General features: G+C 62.2%; 15 protein-coding genes. 7 read left to right on the top strand and 8 right to left on the bottom strand.

Going from position 1 to position 21,457, the window contains the following annotated elements; translation table 11 throughout:
• Positions 1 to 37: 37 nt before the first annotated feature.
• Positions 38 to 481, bottom strand: a complete 444-nt coding sequence (locus GTP27_RS21145) for an SRPBCC family protein (RefSeq protein ID WP_161041084.1) — start codon at positions 479 to 481, stop codon at positions 38 to 40.
• A gap of 114 nt (positions 482 to 595) precedes the next feature.
• On the opposite strand from GTP27_RS21145, the gene GTP27_RS21140 reads away from it, so the two are divergent.
• Entirely contained in the window at positions 596 to 1,063 is a 468-nt protein-coding gene (locus tag GTP27_RS21140) for a heme-degrading domain-containing protein (protein ID WP_161041083.1), read from the top strand.
• A gap of 35 nt (positions 1,064 to 1,098) precedes the next feature.
• On the opposite strand, the gene GTP27_RS21135 is transcribed toward GTP27_RS21140, so the two are convergent.
• The 4 genes from GTP27_RS21135 to GTP27_RS21120 all read right to left on the bottom strand — a co-directional run bounded on the left by GTP27_RS21135 (position 1,099) and on the right by GTP27_RS21120 (position 5,753).
• Positions 1,099 to 1,311, bottom strand: a complete 213-nt coding sequence (locus GTP27_RS21135; protein ID WP_161041082.1) for a SlyX family protein — start codon at positions 1,309 to 1,311, stop codon at positions 1,099 to 1,101.
• A gap of 46 nt (positions 1,312 to 1,357) precedes the next feature.
• Positions 1,358 to 2,986 (bottom strand): methyl-accepting chemotaxis protein, encoded by a 1,629-nt coding sequence (locus GTP27_RS21130; RefSeq protein WP_229634273.1) that lies wholly within the window; start codon positions 2,984 to 2,986, stop codon positions 1,358 to 1,360.
• A gap of 54 nt (positions 2,987 to 3,040) precedes the next feature.
• On the bottom strand, positions 3,041 to 3,505 hold the full coding sequence (locus GTP27_RS21125; protein ID WP_229634272.1) for a cache domain-containing protein: 465 nt from the start codon (positions 3,503 to 3,505) through the stop codon (positions 3,041 to 3,043).
• Between the two features lie 187 nt (positions 3,506 to 3,692).
• Positions 3,693 to 5,753, bottom strand: a complete 2,061-nt coding sequence (locus tag GTP27_RS21120; RefSeq protein WP_161041081.1) for a UvrD-helicase domain-containing protein — start codon at positions 5,751 to 5,753, stop codon at positions 3,693 to 3,695.
• 133 nt (positions 5,754 to 5,886) lie between these two features.
• On the opposite strand from GTP27_RS21120, the gene GTP27_RS21115 reads away from it, so the two are divergent.
• Positions 5,887 to 6,369: an SRPBCC family protein gene (locus GTP27_RS21115; protein ID WP_161041080.1), complete on the top strand. Its 483-nt coding sequence runs from the start codon at positions 5,887 to 5,889 to the stop codon at positions 6,367 to 6,369.
• An 11-nt stretch (positions 6,370 to 6,380) separates the two neighbouring features.
• On the opposite strand, the gene GTP27_RS21110 is transcribed toward GTP27_RS21115, so the two are convergent.
• Entirely contained in the window at positions 6,381 to 7,508 is a 1,128-nt protein-coding gene (locus GTP27_RS21110) for an HD-GYP domain-containing protein (protein WP_229634271.1), read from the bottom strand.
• A 196-nt stretch (positions 7,509 to 7,704) separates the two neighbouring features.
• Here GTP27_RS21110 and GTP27_RS21105 point away from each other — a divergent pair, with 196 nt between their 5' ends.
• Complete coding sequence (locus tag GTP27_RS21105; protein ID WP_161041079.1) at positions 7,705 to 8,592, top strand: ArgP/LysG family DNA-binding transcriptional regulator; 888 nt, start codon at positions 7,705 to 7,707, stop codon at positions 8,590 to 8,592.
• A gap of 10 nt (positions 8,593 to 8,602) precedes the next feature.
• On the opposite strand, the gene GTP27_RS21100 is transcribed toward GTP27_RS21105, so the two are convergent.
• Entirely contained in the window at positions 8,603 to 10,636 is a 2,034-nt protein-coding gene (locus GTP27_RS21100) for a primosomal protein N' (RefSeq protein WP_161041078.1), read from the bottom strand.
• Between the two features lie 776 nt (positions 10,637 to 11,412).
• Positions 11,413 to 12,492 carry a uroporphyrinogen decarboxylase gene (gene hemE / locus GTP27_RS21095; protein WP_161041077.1) on the bottom strand — a complete coding sequence of 360 codons (1,080 nt, stop codon included), beginning with the start codon at positions 12,490 to 12,492 and terminating at the stop codon, positions 11,413 to 11,415.
• 123 nt (positions 12,493 to 12,615) lie between these two features.
• Between hemE and GTP27_RS21090 the strand changes: the two genes are divergently transcribed.
• The 4 genes from GTP27_RS21090 to GTP27_RS21075 all read left to right on the top strand — a co-directional run bounded on the left by GTP27_RS21090 (position 12,616) and on the right by GTP27_RS21075 (position 21,381).
• Positions 12,616 to 14,574 (top strand): dipeptidyl-peptidase 5, encoded by a 1,959-nt coding sequence (locus GTP27_RS21090; RefSeq protein WP_161041076.1) that lies wholly within the window; start codon positions 12,616 to 12,618, stop codon positions 14,572 to 14,574.
• Positions 14,575 to 14,580: 6 nt separating this feature from the next.
• Positions 14,581 to 18,744 (top strand): DEAD/DEAH box helicase, encoded by a 4,164-nt coding sequence (locus tag GTP27_RS21085; protein ID WP_161041075.1) that lies wholly within the window; start codon positions 14,581 to 14,583, stop codon positions 18,742 to 18,744.
• A gap of 121 nt (positions 18,745 to 18,865) precedes the next feature.
• Entirely contained in the window at positions 18,866 to 20,884 is a 2,019-nt protein-coding gene (locus GTP27_RS21080) for a DUF885 domain-containing protein (protein ID WP_161041074.1), read from the top strand.
• A gap of 62 nt (positions 20,885 to 20,946) precedes the next feature.
• Positions 20,947 to 21,381 carry a CCDC90 family protein gene (locus tag GTP27_RS21075; RefSeq protein WP_161041073.1) on the top strand — a complete coding sequence of 145 codons (435 nt, stop codon included), beginning with the start codon at positions 20,947 to 20,949 and terminating at the stop codon, positions 21,379 to 21,381.
• The last annotated feature ends 76 nt before the right edge of the window (positions 21,382 to 21,457 follow it).

Below are 21,457 nucleotides of genomic sequence, written 5' to 3'. Positions count from 1 at the left end.
GACTGAAAGTACAGTGCCCTATTGCAACAATGCAGAATTACTGGGGTATCTCAGGCTCCACCAGCTGGGCCAGCAGCGTCAGCGATTCCTGCCAGCCCATGTAGCAGGCTTCGGGTGGAATGACTTCCGGCACGCCCTGCTGCACCACGGCCAGTTCCGTTCCGCAGAACACGCTGCGCAGGGCTACCGTGGTCTGCATCTGGCCCGGCAGATTGGGATCGTCGAAGGTGGCCGTGTAGATCAGCTTTTCGTTGGGTACCAGTGCCAGATATTCGCCGCCGAAGGAATGCGCATTGCCGCTGGCAAAATGGGTGAAGGACATGCGGTAGCTGCCGCCTACGCGCACGTCCAGCGCATGCACCTTGCCACTGAAACCATGCGGCGGCAGCCACTTGGCCAGTGCATCGGCATCCAGAAAAGCCCGATAGACACGCTCGGCCGGTGCGCGCAGCACGCGGTGCAGTTTGATAGTGTGAGTCATACGTTCTGCTCCTGTCGGATACGGGAATAGGCCAGCGCACCATCCCGCCGCATCTGACTGGCACGGCAGCTTTACGCTACACTGCCAGCCTCATGACAGTTACAGGACAGCACGATGGAAAACGAGCTTGAACTGCTGGCGGCTCTGGCGCAGCAGGAAAACGCACTGCAATTTACCACTTTCAGCAGCGATACGGCGCTCGCGCTGGGTCTGAAAGTCATAGAACTGGCCAGGTATAAGCAGAAAAGCATCACAGTGCAGATCAGCGTGAACGGCAAGCTGCTGTTCCAGCACGCCATGCAGGGCGCCACGGCAGATCAGGCCGACTGGATACGGCGCAAGAGCAATGTGGTGCTGCGCTTTGGCCGCAGCTCGTATGCGGTCGGTTGCGACTACCGCCAGCGCGGCGTGGCCTTCGACCAGCAGAAGCATCTGCCGGCGGAAGACTATGCAGCCTTTGGCGGCGCCTTCCCCATCCTGCTGCGCGGTAGCGGCATGATAGGCACGGCGGCCGTTTCCGGCCTGCGTCAGGCCGAAGACCATGCGCTGCTGGTGGAAGCACTGCAGGCCGTGCTGAACTAGCCGGCTGCCGCACTCAGGCGGCCCCGTCGTATGGCTTAGTAGTGCGGCGGCGGTTCGTGCGCCAGCGGGGCAGCACCGGCATTGCGCGCCTGATCGCGCACATGCTGCACCAGCAGATTGCACAACTGTTCGAGCTTGTCGATTTGCTGCTGCTGTTCGTAGATGCGCTGGTTCAGCGCTTCCACCAGATGTTCCTGATGGGCCAGTTTGATTTCTATGTCGATAAATCGGTCTTCAGTGTTGCTCACGGCATGCTCCCGGCTGGAAAGCATGCATTTTACCGGCTCTGCTCCATCACGACTTGGCAATTGCCAGCCGCTTGCCGGCACCCGCATGGCCGCGCCGCTGTAGCAGGGTAGGCGCACTGGCCACCGCCTCGGGCACGCTGTTCGCCCCGGCCGATGCCGGCAGCTGGAAGCTGCTGACCGCCTTGAGCAGTTCGTGCGCCTGCTCGCGCATGCTCTGCGCTGCAGCGGCGGCCTGTTCCACCAGTGCCGCATTGCGCTGGGTAAGGTCATCCATTTCCGTGATGGCGCTGTTGACTTCCTCTATGCCTTGCGTCTGGCGCCGGCTGGCCACGCTGATATCGTTCATGATTTCCGTCACATGGCGCACGGAAGTGACGATATTGCCCATGGTCTGGCCCGCCGTATCGGCCAGCTTGCTGCCCGTTTCCACCTTGGCCACGGAATCGTCGATCAGGTCCTTGATCTCGCGCGCTGCCTGCGCCGAGCGCTGGGCCAGCCCGCGCACCTCGGTGGCTACCACGGCAAAGCCGCGCCCCTGTTCGCCGGCACGGGCCGCTTCTACCGCTGCGTTCAGCGCCAGAATATTGGTCTGGAAGGCGATCGAGTCGATGAGCGAAATGATATCCACCACGCGTGCCGAGCTTTCCTTGATGGAGGCCATGGTACCCACCATCTGCTCCATCACCTGCCCGCCCTGTACGGCCACATCCGAAGCGGACACCACCAGCTGGTTGGCCTGCTGGGCATGGTCGGCATTTTCCCGCACGGTGTTGGTCAGCTCGTGCATGGAAGCGGCCGTTTCCTCCAGCGAGCTGGCCTGCGATTCGGTACGCGCCGACAGATCGGCATTGCCTTGTGCAATTTCGCCCGCTTCCTGCGTGATCGTATGGCCGGCAGTGCGGATGTCGGTCAGCAGATGGGTCCAGTTGTCGATCACCGTGCCCAGCGCACGCGACAGGGCACCCATCTCATCGTCGCGCCGCATTTCCACCGGCGTGGCCAGATCGCCTGCAGCCAGTCGTTCGGCCGCTGCACAGGCATCGGCTATCGGATGCAGCACGGCGCGGGTAATCGCGCCCGTCAGCGCCAGCAGCACCAGCGCGCCTATGCCCATCACGATCAGGATCACCCACACGGCACGGCTATCGGCCGTTTTGGCTTCCTGCAAAGACAGGTCGGCCTGATGGTTGAGATTGCCCACCACCTTGTCCAGCACGCCGCGCATTTTCTGGTACTGGCCGTCGGCACTCTGCATGGCCGCCACGCCCGTATTGGCGTCCATCGAAGCCAGATCGAGCGCCTGCGCCACACCGGCGCGGTAGGCGGCCAGCATGGGCAAAGCCTGTGCCGCGTCGCTGGCGCCTGTCATGTCCTTGAGGCGCGTCAATTCACCGGCCACCTTATCGAGCTCGCCCGAAGTCTGTTTGCCGAAGCTGGCCAGATCCGCTTCCGTGAGACTGCCGGCGATGGCAATTTTTGCATAACTTGCAGAATGAACCTGACCCAGCACATTGCTTTGCTGGCTGGCCGTTCGTAGGGCTACGAAGGTGGTTTCCTTCAGGTCCTGTATGCGGCCTTCGTTGTCCTGCATGGAGAAGTAAGACACGGTACCGAGGAACATCAGGCAGGCTAATGCCGCTGCTGGCACGACCAGCAATTTATGTGCGATCTTCAAGGTCTATCCATCCAAAACATGGCGCGCCGCAAAGCGGCGCGCAGATACTACGGATTAGAGATATATGCCGCCGCAAACCACCGTATCGTTGAGCTTTTCACAGTACATCTGCTTGGGCTCGATCTTCTTGTTTTCAGGATTGGTAAATTTATAGTCCTGCCAGAAACTGCCTTTGGACTTGCCCAGTTCCACCCGCTCTTTGACAAAGGCTTTGCCGTCGATATCTTTCAGCTCGATCAGGTTCTTGCCCACCATTTTGGTGTTGCTGCCGTGTGCCAGCACCGTGCCATCGAGCCGGTAGACCACGATGTACAGGTCGTGCAGGATGAACTGCGGCGACTTGCCGGTGAAATCGGCATAGGCCTTGGCATCGCCTTCTTTCTTGATATGGGCCACGGCTTTTTTCACCATGGCTTCGGCATCGGCACGGGTGGCACCGCCATCGGCGGCGTGGAGAGACGGCATCAGCGCGCAAGCAGCCACAGCCAATGCCAGACGGAGGGAAGTAGTCTTTAGCATGATGTCTCTTTTTTAATGGAATCAGGATGAAAGTTGACGTGCATTAACATTTGCACGACGACTTCATACTAGTCCTGTTCTTCCACCCGTGCACACGCGACTCCATGAATTGTGTCGGCGCGGCGCGTATTTACAACATCTGCGCAACACTCAATACAGCGTTTTTTGCCTAAGCGTCATGATTGCTTCAGGACTTGGGCGTCGCCAGCAATTCCTTCATTCTTGCTAGCCTTTCCTTGGGCGTCAGCACCTCGGATTCTTGCGGTACGGCCGTGCCCACATCGAGCGCCATTTCCTTGATGAAGCGCGAAGGATCGCAGTGCACCAGCTCGCCGGCGCGCTTGCGCTTCTTGCACCAGCTGATATGCAGCGTGCGCTGGGCGCGGGTAATGCCCACATACATCAGGCGGCGTTCTTCCTGCACCCGCGCGGCGATCTGCTCGGCCGGTGCATCGGCATCGCCCTTGTGCGGCAATATGCCTTCTTCCACCCCCACCAGAAACACGTGCGGATATTCCAGCCCTTTCGAGGCATGCAGGGTAGACATGCGCACGGCATCGGGGTCTTCGTCCTGCCCTTCCAGCATGGACATCAGGGCCACCATCTGGGTCAGTTCCAGCACATTTTTTTCGTCGCCGTCGCGGTCCTTGCCGCCGCGTCCGCGCTCCTTGAGCCAGTTGGTAAATTCCAGCACGTTCTGCCATTTGCTCTGGGCGGCACGCTCGTCGAACATATCGTACAGATAGGATTCGTAGTTGATCGCTTCCAGCATGTCATCGAGCACCTGCGCCGCGTTGTCGCCGCTGCCGCCGGGGCCGGGGCGGCTGGCGCGCGATTCCAGATCGTTGATGAAGTTGCAGAATTCGCGCAGCGGTCGCAGCTGCTTCTCCGCCAGCAGCGCTTCGATGCCGCCCTTAAATACGGCTTCGAACAGCGAACACTGCCACTGACCCGAGAAGGTGCCCAGCGTTTCCAGCGTGGACTGGCCCACCCCGCGCCGCGGCGTGGTGACGGCGCGGATGAAGGCCGGATCATCATCGGTATTGGCCAGCAGGCGCAGATAGCTGATGATGTCCTTGATTTCCGCCTTGTCGAAGAAGCTCTGCCCGCCCGAGATGGTGTAGGGGATGCGCTCCTTGCGCAAACACTGCTCGATCACGCGGGCCTGATGGTTGCCGCGATACAGGATGGCGTAATCGGACCACTTGTTCTTGCGCTCGAAGTGGTCGGCCGAAATCATGATGGCCACCTGCTCGGCTTCCTGGTCGTCGTTGGCCATGCCCAGCACCTTGATCGGCTCGCCCAGACCGTGCTCCGACCACAGCGATTTTTCGAACAGCTTGGGGTTGTTGCCGATGACGGCATTGGCGGCCTGCAGGATGCGGGTGGTGGAGCGGTAGTTCTGCTCCAGCTTGATCACCGCCAGATCGGGAAAGTCCGTCTGCAAGGTTTTCAGGTTTTCCACCGAGGCGCCGCGCCAGGCGTAGATGGCCTGATCGTCGTCGCCCACGGCGGTGAACATGGGCTTCTTGCCCAGCCCCGTCACCATCAGCTTGACCAGCTCGTACTGGCAGGTATTGGTGTCCTGATACTCGTCCATCAGCAGATAGCGCAGGCGGCGCTGCCACTTGTCGCGGATAGGCTCGTTGTTGCGGAACAGTTCTACGGGCAGGCGGATCAGGTCATCGAAATCCACCGCCTGATAGGCCGACAGGGTGGCCACATAGCTAGCGTAGATGCGCGCCGACTGGGCCTGATCTTCATCTTTCGCCTGTTGCAAGGCCTGCACGGGATCGATCAGGCCATTCTTCCACAGCGAGATATCGGTCTGGATGCGGCGCACGATCTGCTTGTCGGTGGTGATGGCCAGATCCTGGATCAGCGAACCGCAGTCGTCGCTGTCGATGATGGAAAAGCGGTCTTTCAGCCCCACGCCATTAGCTTCCTGGCGCAGAATCTTCACCCCCAGCGAGTGGAAGGTGGACACCGTCAGCTGCTTGGCCTGGCGCGGCTGCTTGAGCAGCTTGGCGATACGCTCCTGCATTTCCAGCGCTGCCTTATTGGTAAAAGTCAGCGCGGCAATGGTGCGCGGGTCATAGCCGCGGTCTTCGATCAGGTGGGCGATTTTCTGCGTGATCACCCGCGTCTTGCCCGAACCGGCGCCGGCCAGCACCAGACAGGGGCCGTCCAGATAGGTCACAGCCTCGCTTTGCGGAACATTCAGGCCGAACATGGGGGCTTTGGACATCGGATGGGGCTCTTGCAGGGGAAATAGAAGTGCATTGTAGCAGCCCGCCCGGCGCAGCTGCCGGACCCGCCGCTGCCATTTGCGTTACCATGCTGGAATCTGGCCATAGCGCCTGACTGGACATCAGAAGACCATGAAATTCGAACACTTAATTGAAATTAACGACCCGCTCAATCCCCTGCTCGATCCCCTGAGCGTGGAGCAACTGTGGCGCGGTCTGGTGCTGCGGGCGGAATCGCCCCAGCTGTTCATGCCCCATCTGGACGAATGCCAGATCCACGAGCGCAGTGTGGAAGGGCTGCGCCGCAGCCTGCGCTACGGCGATCTGGTGGTCGAGGATAGAGTGGAATTCGAGCCCATGCGGCAAGTGCGCTATCTGGTGGCGGCGCAGGGCGAGATCAGCGCTTCGAGCCTGATCATGAGCATCGAAAGCCCGGCCGAAGACGCCCTGTTTGTGCGCTTCCAGTACGACGACGGCCACGATGCCGCCACCGACGCGGCCAACAGCATGTATGACGATTACCGCCGTTCGGCCTATCACGCCGCCGATCTCGATACCATCCGCGTGCTGCGCGATATGGCCGCACAGGGCCGGCTGGACTCGCTGCTGAACTGATCCGGCGCCGCTCAGACGGCGGCGCGCCGGCCCCATACCAGTTCCATGCGCAGCGGCGGCGCCTGCAGGGCTGCCGCCTGCGCCGTGGTCAGCGCATCACGGATGCCGTGCACCCCGCTGCGGGTATCGCGCGGTTCGCTGCGCGCCAGCGGCCCGCTGCGCGGGCACAGCACCGCTGCCACCTGCGGCGTGGTCGACTGCAGGCCGCGCCGCGCCACGACGGCCACTTCGCCGTTCAGCAGACGCACATAAGTACCCACCGGATAAATGCCCAGCGCGCGGATCAGCATGGGCGCCAGATTGCCATCCACCGTCACATTCGCATCGAGCAGCAGATCGCGCAGCGCCAGATTGGGCGCCATGGTCTTGCGGTAGGCGCGCTCGCTGACGCGCGCGCAATAGCGGTCGGCCAGCGCCAGCAACCGTGCCAGCGGCGGAATCTGGGCGCCCGATTTACGCAGCGGATAACCGCTGCCATCTTCATTCTCGTGGTGGTGCAACACGCATTCCAGCCAGCGCGCATCATCGACTCCGGCGGCGCGCAGCAGTTCGACGCTGCGCTCGCAATGGGCCAGCACCATGGCGCGGTCTGCGCTGCACAGCTCCTGACTGCAATCCTGCAGGCGCTGGTGCTGGGCCTGCATGCCCACATTCATGGTCAGCGCGGCCAGCGTCAGGCTGTGCACATCCTGCGCCGCCAGCTGGCGCGCCTGTCCCAGCAGGTGGACGATGATGGCACTATTGAGGCTGTGACGGACGCTGTAGGGCAGGCTGCGCTGGTTGTGCAGGATGGAAGCCACGGCCACGTCGGCATCCACCGCCACCGCCCGCGCTACCAGCCGCGCCACCATGTCCAGCCGCGCAAGCACATCCTGCGGTGCCGTCCCCTGCTCGATCAGCGGCAGCAGGCCGGCCAGTTGCAGACCCGCCGCATTGAGCTTGCGCACAGCCGACGCCGGCACGCTGCTGTGGCCGCTGTAATCTTCGTACACGCCCTCCGCCACCAGCGAACTGATCTGGCTGGGGCTGGCCAGCATATGGCCTTTGCGCATCAGCAGATCGCCGTTCTCGCCGTACACATTCCATGGCATAGGCATGCCTAGATGGAGATCGGCCGCCGTCACTTTACGTATATTCATTGCTGTTAATAGAAAGCCACCGAGCCCGCAGCATACGACGTTTTTTAGTGACAATGTGTGAGAATGTTGTATTTTTGCACTACATTTTCACCAACATGGTGAACTGCAACGCCATAATGGACTGAAGAATTCCTGCCTCGCTGCCGTTAGAGGTATTAGTATCGCTTATCGTTTCAAATTTTTATAAGTGCAGCTTATGGGAACTCTGGATTACCGCGCACTGGCTGTACTTGATGCCGTCGCTACGCAGGGCAGTTTCGAGAAAGCTGCACTGGCGCTGGGCATCAGCCAGTCGGCCGTGTCGCAGCGCATCAAGGCGCTGGAAGATGCGGCGGGCCGCCTGCTGATCATCCGCGGCCAGCCGGCCGTGCCCACCGGGCTGGGCATGCGGCTAGTGTCGCACCACCGCAGCGTGCGGCTGATGGAAGCGGCGCTCGACATCGATCTGGGCCACAGCACCAGCATGCCGGAAATTGCACTGGCGGTGGATAGCGCCAGTCTGGCCACATGGTTTCCGCTCAGCCTGCAGCCGCTGCTGTCGCCGCCGCGCTGCCAGCTGAAGATCCACAGCGCAGCGCGCGAACAGGCTATGCAGCTGGTGCAGGAAGGCGGCGTGTTCGGCAGCATCGTCGCTGCCAGCCCGGGCGCAGCGCCTGCCAGCGGCCCCGACATTACCGCGCTGGGCCAGCTGCGCTATGTCTGCGTGGCCACACCGGCCTTTGCCGCCCACTGGTTCGGCGACGGTTTTTCCATCGAGGCGGCGCGGCTGGCGCCCGCCATCGTCAGCGACGCGGAGCTGATGGCCTCCTTCCTGCACCGCACGCTGGGCCTGCAGGGCGCCTATCCGCACCACAGCATGCCGCACTCGGCGGCGACCACGGAATGCCTGTACGGCAGCCTGGGCTACGGCCTGATGCCGCTGCTGCAGGTGGCCGCTGCGCTGGCGTCGGAACGGCTGGTGGAGCTGGCGCCGGGCCAGCCGCTCGATGTGGCGCTGGAGTGGCATGCGTGGAATCTGGATACGCCGTTCACCCGCGCCCTGAGCGAACAGATCGTCAGCACAGCCAGACGCTATCTGCTGTAGCCCAGCCACATCAGATATCCACCGGATCGACTTCGAGCGACCATTTGACGCGGGTTTTCACGGTGCGCAGCACTTGCAGCCACTCCTTGAGGAAGGCCTGCAGCAGCGGGCGCGAAGCGGCCTCCAGCAGCAGCTGGGCGCGGTCGACGTTGTGGACGCGCGTCATGCTCATCGGGATGGGATCGTGCAGCGTCACTTCGGGATGGACCAGCAGATCGCGGGCCTGGGTGAGGAAGTCGATGGCCGTGGCCAGCTCCGGCGCTTCGGCGCGCAGCAGCGCCTGATACAAAAAGGGCGGCAGGGCGGCCTGCTGGCGTTCTTCCAGCAGGGCCGAGGCGAAATTGTCATAGTCGTGCCGCACCACCGAACCATACAGCGGATGCTGGGGATAACGGGTCTGGATCAGCACTTCGCTGACGCTGCCGCCGGCGCTCTGGCCAGCCCGCCCGGCCCGTCCGGCCACCTGCATCAGCTGGGCAAACAGCCGCTCGCTGGCGCGGTAATCCTGCGAGAACAGCGCCGTATCGGGATTGAGGATGCCGACCAGCGTGAGGTTTTTGAAGTCATGCCCCTTGGCCACCATCTGGGTGCCGATCAGGATATCCACCTCGCCCCGGTGCACACTGTCGAACGCAGCCTGCGCGCTGCCCTTGCGCCGCGTCGAATCGGCATCGATGCGCAGGATGCGCGCAGCGGGAAACAGCTGCTGCAAGCCTTCTTCCACCCGCTGGGTGCCGCGTCCCAGCGGCTGCAGATCGACATTGCCGCAATCGGGGCAGTGGCGGGGGATGCGCATCTCCAGACTGCAGTGATGGCAGCGCAGCCGGTGTTCGGGCCGGTGCAGCACCATATAGGCCGTGCAGCGGTGACAGTTACTGATCCAGCCGCAGGCCTCGCAGCAGATCACGGGGGCATAGCCGCGCCGGTTCAGGAACAGCAGCGACTGTTCGCCCCTTTCCATGCGCAGGCGCAGCGCCGCCACCAGCGCCGAGGTCAGGCCATCCTGCGGCTTGTCGCGCTCCATATCGAGCAGGCTGATACGGGGCAGCACGGCGTTCTGCACGGCCCGTTCGCGCAGCGTCAGCAGGCGGTAACGGCCCGACTGGGCATGCTGCCAGCTTTCCAGCGACGGCGTGGCGGAACCGAGCACGATGGGGATGTTGAGCTGGCGCGCGCGCCATACGGCCAGATCGCGCGCCGAATAGCGCAGCCCTTCCTGCTGCTTGTAGGACGGGTCGTGCTCCTCGTCGATCACGATCAGCTTGAGTGCCGGCAGCGACGCCAGTATGGCCAGCCGCGTGCCCAGCACGATGCGGGCGCGGCCCTCATGGGCGGCCAGCCAGTGCAGCATGCGCTCGCCTTCCGACAGGCTGCTGTGCAGGGTCGCCAGCATCACGCCGGGGAAGCGGGCGCGGATATTGCCCTCCAGCTGGGGCGTCAGATTAATTTCCGGCACCAGGATCAGAATCTGGCCATCGGGCTCGCGCGCCAGCACTTGCGCACAGGCTTGCAGATAGACTTCGGTCTTGCCGCTGCCCGTCACCCCATGCAGCAGCGTGGGCAGATAGCCCTGCGCGCCGCCGATGGCATCGGCCGCCTGCTGCTGGGCCGGATTCAGTTGCGGCACATTGAGCGGCGTACCGTCATGTGCCGTATCAAGCTTGGCGAGTTTCTTGAGAGCACGGTCGAGCGCCACCGTGGTAGCCAGACGGGTGTTTTTGGGCAGGCCGGGCAGCGCCACTTCACCCAGCGGACGCTGATAATAGTCGGCGGCAAAGCCGGCCAGCGCCAGCCATTGCGGCGACAAAGGGCTGAGCTGGCTACGTACGGCCAGCGCATCCTTGAGCTTGTCGGCCGGCACGTCGCTGCTGTCGGCCACGCCCACGATCAGGCCTGCCACTTCGCGCCGGCCGAATGGCACTAGCGCCAGTTGTCCGGCCTGTGGCCGCTCTGCGCCAGCGCAAGGCCAGCGGTAATCGAACACGGCATGCAGCGGCGTATCGAGCACGACCTGCAAGATGCAATGGTTTAAAAGACCAGACATAGCTCCCGTTACTTTAGCGTCGCCGCGGTTCGGGAGCGTCCCACACCACTTCAACTATTTGATGTATCCACAGTTTTTGTGGATAACTTTGTGGACAAAGGAATCTTAATCCCCAGAAACGCGTACAGACAACTTGATGTACCCGTAAACTGGCTAAAAATTCACAATTATTTCCATTTAAAATCAATCACTTAGAAAATGCTTCCCAGAGGAGAGAAAATGCCCTCTGTGACGTCTGCGCTGTGCATAAGTGCTGTATTTAGAAAAATTTTTTTACCGAAATCAAGCACTTTTTGCACAGGGTGAAGCAATACTGCACAGCAGCATAAGTGCGTGCCGCCGGCGGATTCTACACATGCCTCAACGACAAGGTTTGTCTTCTCGCAAGCCGCGCAAAGTCATCGTATCACTGCCTAAAAATCGTGCAACGCAACATGAACCTCAGGGAAATTAACAACATTATGGCTAAGTCACGGTTTACTAAGTACTTTTATTTTTTATCCACAGTTTTTGTGGATAACTTTGTGGACAATGAACAAATAAACCAGTTGAAGTTCCATTTCCGGGTTTACGACTTGCTAAAAGTTACTTGTGAGTAAATAAAATAATCTGTTTAAAATCAATGGCTTGCGTCTAGCGCCCTGAAGGAAAGTTATACAGTGCTGGATATTTCCACAGCTGAAAAAAATGTGCATAAGTCGCTACAGATTTCTTCTATACACCAATGAAAAAGGGCACGTTTCCTCGCGAAACGTGCCCTCTGTTGGCAAACTACCTTAGGCGCGCTGGGCTTTGCTATAGCTGTGCACCGTTTCCACCATGGCGGCGACGTTTTCCGGCGCGGTGAACTGGGAAATACCGTGGCCCAGATTGAACACGTGGCCGTGGTCTGCCGACGGCTTGCCGTAGGCATCGAGCACCTTGCGCACTTCAGCCTGCACCTGCTCCGGACTCGCCAGCAGGATAGCCGGGTCCAGATTACCCTGCAGGGCCACCTTGTCGCCGACCTGCTGACGCGCTTTAGTCAGGTTCACGGTCCAGTCCAGACCCACCGCATCGGCGCCGATGCCGGCGATCTGCTCTATCCACAGACCGCCGCCCTTGGTGAACACGATGGCCGGAATTTTGACGCCGTCTTTTTCGCGCTTCAACTGCGCCACCACCTGCTGCATGTATTGCAGCGAGAATTCCTGATAAGCGCCATCGGCCAGCGCACCGCCCCACGAATCGAAGATCATCACCGCCTGTGCGCCAGCGTCGATCTGGGCGTTCAGGTAGTCGGCCACCGACTTGGCGTTGATGCGCAGGATGTGGTGCATCAGCTCCGGACGGTTGTACAGCATCTTCTTGATGGTGTGGAACTCGCGCGAGCCCTGACCTTCTACCATGTAGCAAGCTAGCGTCCACGGGCTGCCGGAGAAGCCGATCAGCGGCACACGGCCATTGAGTTCGGTGCGGATCTGGGTCACGGCCTTGAAGACGTAATCGAGCGAGCCTTCAGCCGGTTCGCGCAGGGCCATCACGTCGGCCTCGGTTTTCAGAGGACGTTCGAATTTCGGGCCTTCGCCTTCGACAAAGTACAGGCCCAGCCCCATCGCGTCCGGCACCGTCAGAATGTCGGAGAACAGGATGGCGGCATCGAGCGGATAGCGGTCGATAGGCTGCAGCGTCACTTCGGTGGCGTAGTCGGAATTGGTGGCCAGCCCCATGAAGGAGCCGGCTTTCTGGCGCGTGGCGCGGTATTCAGGCAGGTAGCGCCCCGCCTGGCGCATCAGCCATACAGGCGTGTAATCGGTCGGCTGGCGCAACAACGCGCGCAAGAAGTTGTCATTCTGGAGCGGGGCAAATTGTGGCATGGGTAGCAATCGAAAGCGGTGAAACGGCTATTATGACATCCCGCGCGGGCTTTTTTGCTGGATGATCGTCGCGCGATTCACTATCATGCCTAGCACTGTGCAATTCCCCCTTCCGGAGACCCCATGAGCAACACCATCCTCCCCGTCGTGCCCTATGGCGTCTGGCCATCCACCATCAGCGCCGCACAGGTGGCGGCAGGGGCTACGCCACTCTCGGGCCTGATGCTGGGCGGGGCCGATGGCTGCGATATTTTCTGGCTGGCGGGAAAGGCGGCGCAGGGCGGACGCAACGCGCTGCTGCGCTACCACGGCGTGCAGGAGGAGGAAGTCACGCCCATGCCCTACAACGTGCGCAGCCGCGTGCACGAATATGGCGGCGGCGCCTATGCCGTCGATGGCGCTACCGTCTATTTCTCCCATTTCGCCGATAACCGCCTGTACCGACTTGATCTGACAGCAGATGTGCCGGCGCCGCAAGTCATCACGGCGGCCGGCCAGCAGCGTTTTGCCGATCTGGCCATAGACCGCCAGCGCGGCCGCCTGATCGCCGTGCGCGAACTGCATGGCGACCAGCACAGCCAGCCGCACAACAGCATCTGCGCCATCGCTGCCGACGGCAGCGAACAGGTGCTGGTGCAGGGCGCCGACTTCTATTCCTCGCCCCGCATCGCGCCCGATGGCAGCGCGCTGGCGTGGCTGAGCTGGGACCATCCCGCCATGCCATGGCAGGGCACTACCCTGTGGCTGGCCACCTTCGCCGCCGACGGCACGCTGGACGCACCACGCCGCATTGCCGGCAGCCGTGAGGAATCCATCTGCCAGCCGGAATGGTCGCCCGATGGCCTGCTGCACTTTGTCTCCGACCGCAGCGGCTGGTGGAATCTGTACCGCCTGTGCCGCGACGGCCAGCGTACCGAGGGCCTGTGCCCGATGGAGGCAGAATTCGCCACCCCGCACTGGACCTTCGGCAACAGCATGTACGGCTTCCGCTCGGCCAGCGAAATCATCTGCACCTATATCGATAAGGGCGTCAGCCATCTGGCGCGCCTGCTGCCCGCCAGCGGCAAGCTGGAGCCGATTGCCCATCCGTATGCGGAAATCCGCGAGCTGCGCGTGGCAGCGGGCTATATCGCCATGCTGGCAGGTAGCCCCACCATTGCGCTGGAACTGGCGCGCATAGATTTCAGCGAGGAAGGGGTGGAAATTCTGGCCCAGTCCATCGCCCAGCTGCCCGATGAGGCCTGCCTGTCCGTCCCGGCCAGCATCAGCTACCCGAGTGCCGGCGGGCGCACGGCCCATGCCTTCTTCTACCCGCCGTGCAATCCGGCCGTGCAGGCGCCCGAGGGCAGCCAGCCGCCCGTGATCGTCATCAGCCATGGCGGCCCCACCGGCATGACGGTCAACACCCTGAAACTCGTGACCCAGTACTGGACCAGCCGCGGCTTCGGCGTGCTCGATGTGAACTACGGCGGCAGCACCGGCTTTGGCCGCGCCTACCGCGACCTGCTCAAAGGCCAGTGGGGCGTCATCGATGTGGAGGACTGCGTGGCCGGAGCACAGGCGCTGGTAGCGCGCGGACTGGCAGACCAGCAGCGCCTGATTATCCGCGGCAGCAGTGCCGGCGGCCTGACCACCCTGTGCGCGCTGACCTTCCATGACACTTTCAAGCTGGGCGCCAGCTATTACGGCGTATCCGATCTGGCCGGACTGGATGCGGATTCGCACAAGTTCGAATCGCACTACAACGAATACCTGATCGCGCCGCAACCCGCTGCGGCAGAACTGTACAAGGCGCGTTCGCCCATCCACCACACGGATAAGCTGTCCTGCCCGATGATTTTCTTCCAGGGGCTGGACGACAAGGTAGTGCCGCCCCAGCAGTCGGCAATGATGGTACAGGCGCTCAAGGCACGCGGCGTACCGGTGGCTTATGTGGAACTGGAAGGCGAAGGCCACGGCTTCCGCAAAGCCGACACCATCATCCGCACGCTGGAAGCGGAACTGTACTTCTACCAGCGCATGTTCGGCCTGCACGACGCCTCGGCCGGTGCGCCGGTGCAGATCGCCAACCTGACAGACTAAGGCAGTATGAGCGAGCAAACCCTGCAGGACGAATTCGCCGCACTGGCCCTGCATGAACAAATCGTGCTGGCGCAACTGGCGCTGATCGGCGAGCCGACGGGCCGCACCGCACTGCTGGACCAGCTGCGCGCAGCGAACATCCTCGACGGCGAACGGCGCAAACTCACCGTTGCCAGCGTCGATGACGTGATACACAAGCTGGAACGGCTGGCCTTCGTCAGCGTGGTGACGGGGCGCGGCTTCGTCTGCAATGCGAAATTGCGCTGGCCCGCGCTGCGGTACGCCATCGAGCAGCATATGCTCGATGATCTGTGCCAGGCCTACGAAATGCAAGCGCCCCTGCGCCAGACCTGGAACAGCATGGAACCGCGCAGCTACCGTGCCGGCATCGCCCGCCTGCGCATGGGCTATCTGCGCGGCCATACGCCGCAGCAGATCCAGCCGCTACTGGCCTTCTGTCTGGGCAGCTACGAAGCGGCCCAGCTGCACCCCGTACTGGAAATATTCGGCCGCCCGTTCGAGCCGGAAATGCTGGCGCAAGTCCATCCGCTGCTGCGCGACGATGTGCTGGTCTTGCTGCTGCAGGCAGCCCAGTATGCGCCCGCCTCGGCGCCCGCCATCCGCCTGTACTGCCAGCAGCACCAGCAAAGCCGGCAAGCCGCTGGCGACGACATCAGCATGGAATTGCGCATGGCGCTGGCGGAAGACGCCATCCTGTGTGGCCGCTGCGACGCGGCCGAGCGCTATCTGGAACACACGGAAGGCTGGCAAAGCCAGTTTCTGGCTGCCAGCGTGCAGCTGCTGCGCGGTGATAGCGGCAAGGCGCTGTCCGGCTACGAGGTCGCGCTGAAAATACTGCGGCGCGAAACCGGCAAGCGCACCCGCTTGTTCAGCGGCATGGGCAGCTATCTGTACATGCTGGCCCTGCTGCGCAGCGACGACGCCAAACACCGCAAGGCCGCCGGCGCCTATCTGGAGCTGGCCGTGCGCGCCAGCCCTAACCTCGACAGCGCCATCCATCAGCAGATCGATCTGCTGCGCCAGATCCGCGCCGGTACCATGGCAGCGGAAGTAGCCGCCAGACTGGCCTGGGGCAGCCAGCTGCAGACGCAGGTGTTCCAGTGTCTGCTGTACTTCTGGCTCTCGCTGCCGCAACTGGCCGAGCGGCGCGCCGAAATGGAGGATGCGCTGGCGCTAGCCGAAGCGGCAGGCTATCTGCTGCTGGCCGCCCAGCTGGCCAGCCTGCTGGGCGCGCTCGGTGACCCCACGCGCCAGCAGCAAGCGCAGGCGCTGCGCAAGCAAGCGGGTCTGTGCGATCTGTCCAGCTGGTTCGAGCGGCAGGAAGCATGGCAGCGCCAGCTGACAGCGCTGATCAATCTGCAGCAGCCGGCCGCCAGCGACAGCAGCGCTGCCACCCGTCTGGCATGGCTACTCAGCTACGATGCACGCTACGGCCTGCATGAAATCAGCCCCGTCGAACAGAAGCGTGACGCCCGCGGCCACTGGAGCAAAGGCCGCGCAGTAGGCCTGAAGCGGCTGCGCTTCGAAACCGAGCAGTTCGATTACCTGACACCGCAAGATATCCGCGCCACCGAAGCGATCGCCGTGGCGCACCGCAGCTACTATTCGAGCGGGCTCAGTTATGAAATCGATGCGCAGCGGGCCGCGCCCCTGCTGGTCGGCCATCCGCTGCTGTTCTGGAAGGACGCAGCGGACACGCGGGTGGAACTGCTGGCCGGCGCGCCGGAACTGCTGATCACCAAGCAAGCCGGCAGTCTGGAACTGCGGCTGCAGCCGCCTATCCCCGACGATAGCGCGCTGGTCATCATCAGCCGCGAAACGCCAACCCGCTTGCGCGTCATCAGCATCCTCGACGAACACCGCCGCATAGCCGCCATCGTCGGCAGCGGGCTGGTGGTACCGGCACGCGCCGAAGCGCAGGTGCTGGAAGCCATCAGCGCCATGTCCAGCATGGTCACGGTACAGTCGGAAATCGGCGGCGCCGCGCCCGACATGCTGCAGCTGGAAGCCGATACCCGTTTGCATCTGCATCTGCTGCCCTACCAGCATGGCCTGAAACTGCAGATACTGGTGCGGCCACTGGCCAATGGCGCCTACTACGCGCCCGGCGCTGGCGCTGCCAACGTGATTGCCGAAATCGATGGCAAGCCAGCCCGCGCCACGCGCCAGCTGGCCGACGAAAAGGAAACCGAGCGCCAGCTGATCGAACGCTGCGCCGTACTGGCCGAGGCAGAGCAAGATCACGACGAATGGCTGCTCGCTCAACCGGCCCTGTGTCTGCAGCTGCTGGCCGAGCTGCAGGAACTGCCGGCCGACAGTCTGGTACTGGCCTGGCCCGAAGGCCAGCCATTCGCGCTGACAGCCCAAGCCAGCACGCGCCAGCTGCGCCTTGCCATCAAGAGCAATAAGGACTGGTTTGCCGCCAGCGGCGAATTGCAGGTGGCGGAAGATCAGGTGATCGATCTGAAAACCCTGCTGGAGCTGATGCGCAACAGCCAGAGCCGCTTCGTCGAACTCTCCGAGGGCCGCTATCTGGCGCTGACCGACGCGCTGCACCGCCGCCTGCAGCAGGTTGCGGCCTATGGCGAGCTGCAGGGCGACGGCATACGCCTGCATCCGCTGGCCGCCTTCTCGCTGGAGGAACTGGCGGCCGAAGTGGGCACGCTGAAGTCGGACAAGCGCTGGAAGCAGCATCTGGAACAGATGGCGGCGCGGGCTGCGTTCCAGCCGCAACTGCCTTCCACCTTGCAGGCCGAACTGCGCGATTATCAGCTGGAAGGCTATAACTGGCTGGCACGTCTGGCTCACTGGGGCGTAGGCGCCTGTCTGGCCGACGATATGGGCCTGGGCAAAACCCTGCAGACGCTGGCACTGATGCTGGCGCGCGCACCGCAAGGCCCGGCGCTGGTGGTGGCCCCCACCAGCGTCTGCCTGAACTGGATCAGCGAAGCGGCGCGCTTTGCGCCCACGCTGCGCGTGCTGCAGTTCGGCAGCGGCGACCGCGCCGCCATGCTGGGTGATCTGCAACCGTTTGATGTGGTGGTCACCAGCTACGGCCTGCTGCAGCTGGAAGCAGCGCGCTTTGCTGGCGTGCAGTGGCACACCATCGTGCTGGACGAAGCGCAGGCCATCAAGAACGGCGCCACCAAGCGCTCGCAGGCCGTCATGGCGCTGCAGGGCGAGTTCCGCATGGTGGCCACCGGCACGCCGCTGGAAAACCATCTGGGCGAGTTGTGGAATCTGTTCCGCTTCATCAATCCGGGCCTGCTGGGCAGCCTCGATCAGTTCAATCTGCGCTTTGCCGGCCCGATAGAAAGGCAGCAGGACCACCGTGCCGAAGTAGGCGCGCGCAATCGTCTGCGCCGCCTGATCCAGCCCTTCATGCTGCGCCGGACCAAGGCGCAGGTGCTGAGCGAACTGCCGGCCCGCACCGAGATCACGCTGGAAGTCGACCTGTCGCCGGAAGAAGCCACGCTGTACGAATCGCTGCGCCGCGCGGCACTAGAAAAGCTGGCGCAGGCGGAAGGTCCGGCCGAGAAGAAATCCATGCAGATCCTGGCCGAGATCATGAAGCTGCGCCGTGCCTGCTGCAATCCGCAACTGGTGGCACCCGAGCTGGGGCTGGCCAGCAGCAAGCTGGCAGCCTTCTCGCATTTGCTACTGGGCCTGCTAGAAAACCGCCACAAGGTGCTGGTGTTCAGCCAGTTCGTCGACCATCTGGCGCTGATCCGCGCCCATCTGGACCAGCAGAACATCAGCTACCAGTATCTCGATGGTGCGACGCCCATGGCCGAACGCAAGAAGCGCGTCGACCTGTTCCAGAGCGGACAGGGCGATGTATTCCTGATCAGCCTGAAGGCAGGCGGCGTGGGCATCAACCTGACGGCAGCCGACTACGTGATCCACATGGACCCGTGGTGGAATCCGGCGGTGGAAGATCAGGCCTCCGACCGCGCCCACCGCATGGGCCAGCTGCGCCCTGTCACCATCTACCGGCTGGTGGCGCGCCACACCATCGAGCAGGGCATCGTCGATCTGCACCAGCATAAGCGTGATCTGGCCGATAGCCTGCTGGAGGGGGCCGACGTGTCGGGCCGGATGTCGGCCAGCGAAATGCTGGCCATGCTGCAGGAAGGCTTGCGCAAGTAAACCACAGCGAACGCAAGTAGCAAAGCCGTTACAAACGGGAACGCGCAAACGGGCGATTTAATGATAATCTCCACCGCTTCGGTCCGGTACACCCGGGCCACTTTCAACAAGGCTGTTCACGATGATCAAAACCAGGATTGCACTAGCTGTACTGATGACGACGCTCGCCGTCGCACCGGCTAGCGCCAGCAAGCACCACCACAAGGATACGGAAGAAACCAGCAGCAGTGGCAAGCACCACAAGAGCTCGGGCAAAAGCAGCCATAGCAGCAAAGGCGGCGAAAAAAGCAGCACCAAAAGTAGCGCAAAGAGCAGCAGCAAAAGCAGTAAAAGCAAAAGCGGCGGCAAAAGCAGCAAGGACAGCAAGAGCAGCAAACACGGCAAGGATAAGCACGCCAGCACTGGCAACGCGCTAGTAGCAGGTGCTGCCATTGCCACCCCGGCCTCGCTGAAACTGGTGGCACCGGAAAGCTACCGCGACCGCAACTTCAATGCGCTGAGCAACCAGTTCCTCAACGCGCTCTGGCGTCTGGACTCGGAAAGCGCCGTGTATGCAGGCAAGTACGACACCGCAGCGACACTGGCCATCCCCGACAAGGCAGGGCAGGCGCGCGCGCTGGCCTTTATCGATGAGTGGAAGATGAAGTTCGCCGCCGTTGAAGCCAGCAAGCTGGCGCTCAAACAGCGCACCGATCTGGCGCTGCTGATGAACAAGCTCAATAGCGACCGCTTCCGCCTCACCACGCTCAAGGAATGGGAATGGAACCCGGCCAGCTACAATGTGGCCGGCCCCATCGACCTGATCCTCAACACGGAATATGCGGCCCAGCCGCAGCGGCTGCGCACCCTACTCAAGCGTATCGCCGGCATTCCCGCCTACTACGACGCAGCGCGTGCCAACATCGTCAACCCCACGCGCGAACATACCCGTCTGGCCATCGCCCAGGCGCCCGGCATCCAGACCCTGCTGACGGAAGTGGACAAGGCTGCGCAGGCTTCCATCCTCACGCCGGTAGAAAAGCAGCTGTATACCCAGCGCATCAATGCTGCCCTGACGGCCATCGATGGCTATGTGGCCTTCCTCACCGAGCTCGACAAGCAGTCCGACAGCGCAGGCCGCCGCAGCTTCCGTCTGGGCAAAGAACTGTACGAACAGAAGTTCGCTTTCGATATCCAGTCGGCCAGCACGGCGGAAGAAACCTACCAGAAGGCGCTGGCAGCACGGGAAGAACTGCTGTCGAACATGAGCCGGATTACGGACGAACTGTGGGACCGCTATCTGGGCGCAACGCCGCGTCCGCCTGACCGTTATGGCCGCATCGGCATGATGATCGACAAGCTATCCGAACGTCATGTGGCACGCGCAGATTTCGTGAACGAAATCCGCCGTCAGGTGCCGCTGCTGCAGGACTGGGTGATCAGCCATGATCTGCTGACCTTAGACCCGAGCAAGCCGCTCGAAGTGCGCGCCACCCCGGCTTACGCGGCAGGCGTGGCCGGTGCCAGCATCGATGCGCCCGGCCCTTACCGGCCACAGGATAAGACCTACTACAACGTGACTCCGCTCGACGGCGCGACGGCAGAGCAGGCCGAAAGCAGTCTGCGCGAGTACAACTACTGGATACTGCAGATCCTCAACATCCACGAAGCGATTCCCGGCCATTACGCCCAGCTGGTGTATGCCAACCGTTCGCCCTCCATCGTCAAATCCATCTTTGGTAATGGCGCCATGGTGGAAGGCTGGGCTGTGTACGGCGAACGCATGATGCTGGAATCGGGCTATGGCGATAATGCGCCCGAAATGTGGCTGATGTATTCGAAGTGGAATCTGCGCAGCGTAACCAACACCATCCTCGATTACAGCGTGCATGTGCTGGGCATGACGGAACAGCAGGCGCTGGACCTGCTGACCCGCCAAGCCTTCCAGACGCGCAGCGAAGCAACGGAAAAATGGCATCGCGTACAGGTATCGTCGGTGCAGCTGACCAGCTACTTCAGCGGCTACAGCGAAATCATGGAACTGCGCGAGCAGCGCAAGCAGGCGCTAGGTAGCAAGTTCAACCTGAAGGACTTCCACGAGCAGTTCCTCAGCTACGGCAGCGCTCCTGTGCGCGTCATCAAAGGACTGATGAGCCAGTAAGCCTGCGGCCGGGTGCGGCACGCTTGCGGGTCCGCAAACAGCACCGCCCCTGATTCGATACGATGAGGAACTGGCTGCCGGAATGGCCAGTTCTGCTAGCATGCGATCAGGGAGCGGTGATGAATATGCCCATACATTTCAACACGCTGGAATATGCACGTAAGCTGAGCGAAGGCGGCTTGCCGCCGGATCTGGCCGAGACGCATGCGCAGGCGCTGGCTGAAGTGCTGCACGAAGCCACGGTTACACCGGGCGATCTGCTCCTGCTCAAGACGGACCTGCTGGCACGCATCGACATCCTGCGCAACGAAATGCTGGCCCAGATCGGCGCTCTGCGCACCGAGATGCAGACGCAAATTGCAGCCTTGCGCACTGAAATGCTGGCCCAGATCGCGACTTTACGCAGTGAAATGCAATCCCAGATTGCAACCTTGCGCAGCGAAATGCGGACCTGTCAGGAATTTTGTGTGCCGGGGTCGCGGTTCGTAGTTAATTAATCGCGTTGGTGAAGCGTTCCCCAAACAGAATGGCAAACTGGTTTGCTGCCATCTTCCAAGTTCGCTGCGGCATCTT

Source organism: Duganella qianjiadongensis, assembly GCF_009857915.1.
Taxonomy (GTDB): domain Bacteria; phylum Pseudomonadota; class Gammaproteobacteria; order Burkholderiales; family Burkholderiaceae_D; genus Rugamonas; species Rugamonas qianjiadongensis.
The sequence above is the reverse complement of the archived record's forward strand: the minus strand, read 5'-3'. Positions and strand labels throughout refer to the sequence as shown.

What these genes read in the sequence shown, in the direction of transcription:
- GTP27_RS21140 (WP_161041083.1), top strand. Translation starts at nt 596, where the DNA reads ATGGAAAACGAGCTTGAACTGCTGGCGGCTCTGGCGCAGCAGGAAAAC.
- GTP27_RS21090 (WP_161041076.1), top strand. Translation starts at nt 12,616, where the DNA reads ATGAGCAACACCATCCTCCCCGTCGTGCCCTATGGCGTCTGGCCATCC.
- GTP27_RS21120 (WP_161041081.1), bottom strand. Translation starts at nt 5,753, where the DNA reads ATGTCCAAAGCCCCCATGTTCGGCCTGAATGTTCCGCAAAGCGAGGCT.
- GTP27_RS21085 (WP_161041075.1), top strand. Translation starts at nt 14,581, where the DNA reads ATGAGCGAGCAAACCCTGCAGGACGAATTCGCCGCACTGGCCCTGCAT.
- GTP27_RS21105 (WP_161041079.1), top strand. Translation starts at nt 7,705, where the DNA reads ATGGGAACTCTGGATTACCGCGCACTGGCTGTACTTGATGCCGTCGCT.
- GTP27_RS21125 (WP_229634272.1), bottom strand. Translation starts at nt 3,505, where the DNA reads ATGCTAAAGACTACTTCCCTCCGTCTGGCATTGGCTGTGGCTGCTTGC.
- GTP27_RS21100 (WP_161041078.1), bottom strand. Translation starts at nt 10,636, where the DNA reads ATGTCTGGTCTTTTAAACCATTGCATCTTGCAGGTCGTGCTCGATACG.
- GTP27_RS21080 (WP_161041074.1), top strand. Translation starts at nt 18,866, where the DNA reads ATGATCAAAACCAGGATTGCACTAGCTGTACTGATGACGACGCTCGCC.
- GTP27_RS21075 (WP_161041073.1), top strand. Translation starts at nt 20,947, where the DNA reads ATGAGGAACTGGCTGCCGGAATGGCCAGTTCTGCTAGCATGCGATCAG.
- GTP27_RS21115 (WP_161041080.1), top strand. Translation starts at nt 5,887, where the DNA reads ATGAAATTCGAACACTTAATTGAAATTAACGACCCGCTCAATCCCCTG.
- hemE (WP_161041077.1), bottom strand. Translation starts at nt 12,492, where the DNA reads ATGCCACAATTTGCCCCGCTCCAGAATGACAACTTCTTGCGCGCGTTG.
- GTP27_RS21145 (WP_161041084.1), bottom strand. Translation starts at nt 481, where the DNA reads ATGACTCACACTATCAAACTGCACCGCGTGCTGCGCGCACCGGCCGAG.
- GTP27_RS21110 (WP_229634271.1), bottom strand. Translation starts at nt 7,508, where the DNA reads ATGAATATACGTAAAGTGACGGCGGCCGATCTCCATCTAGGCATGCCT.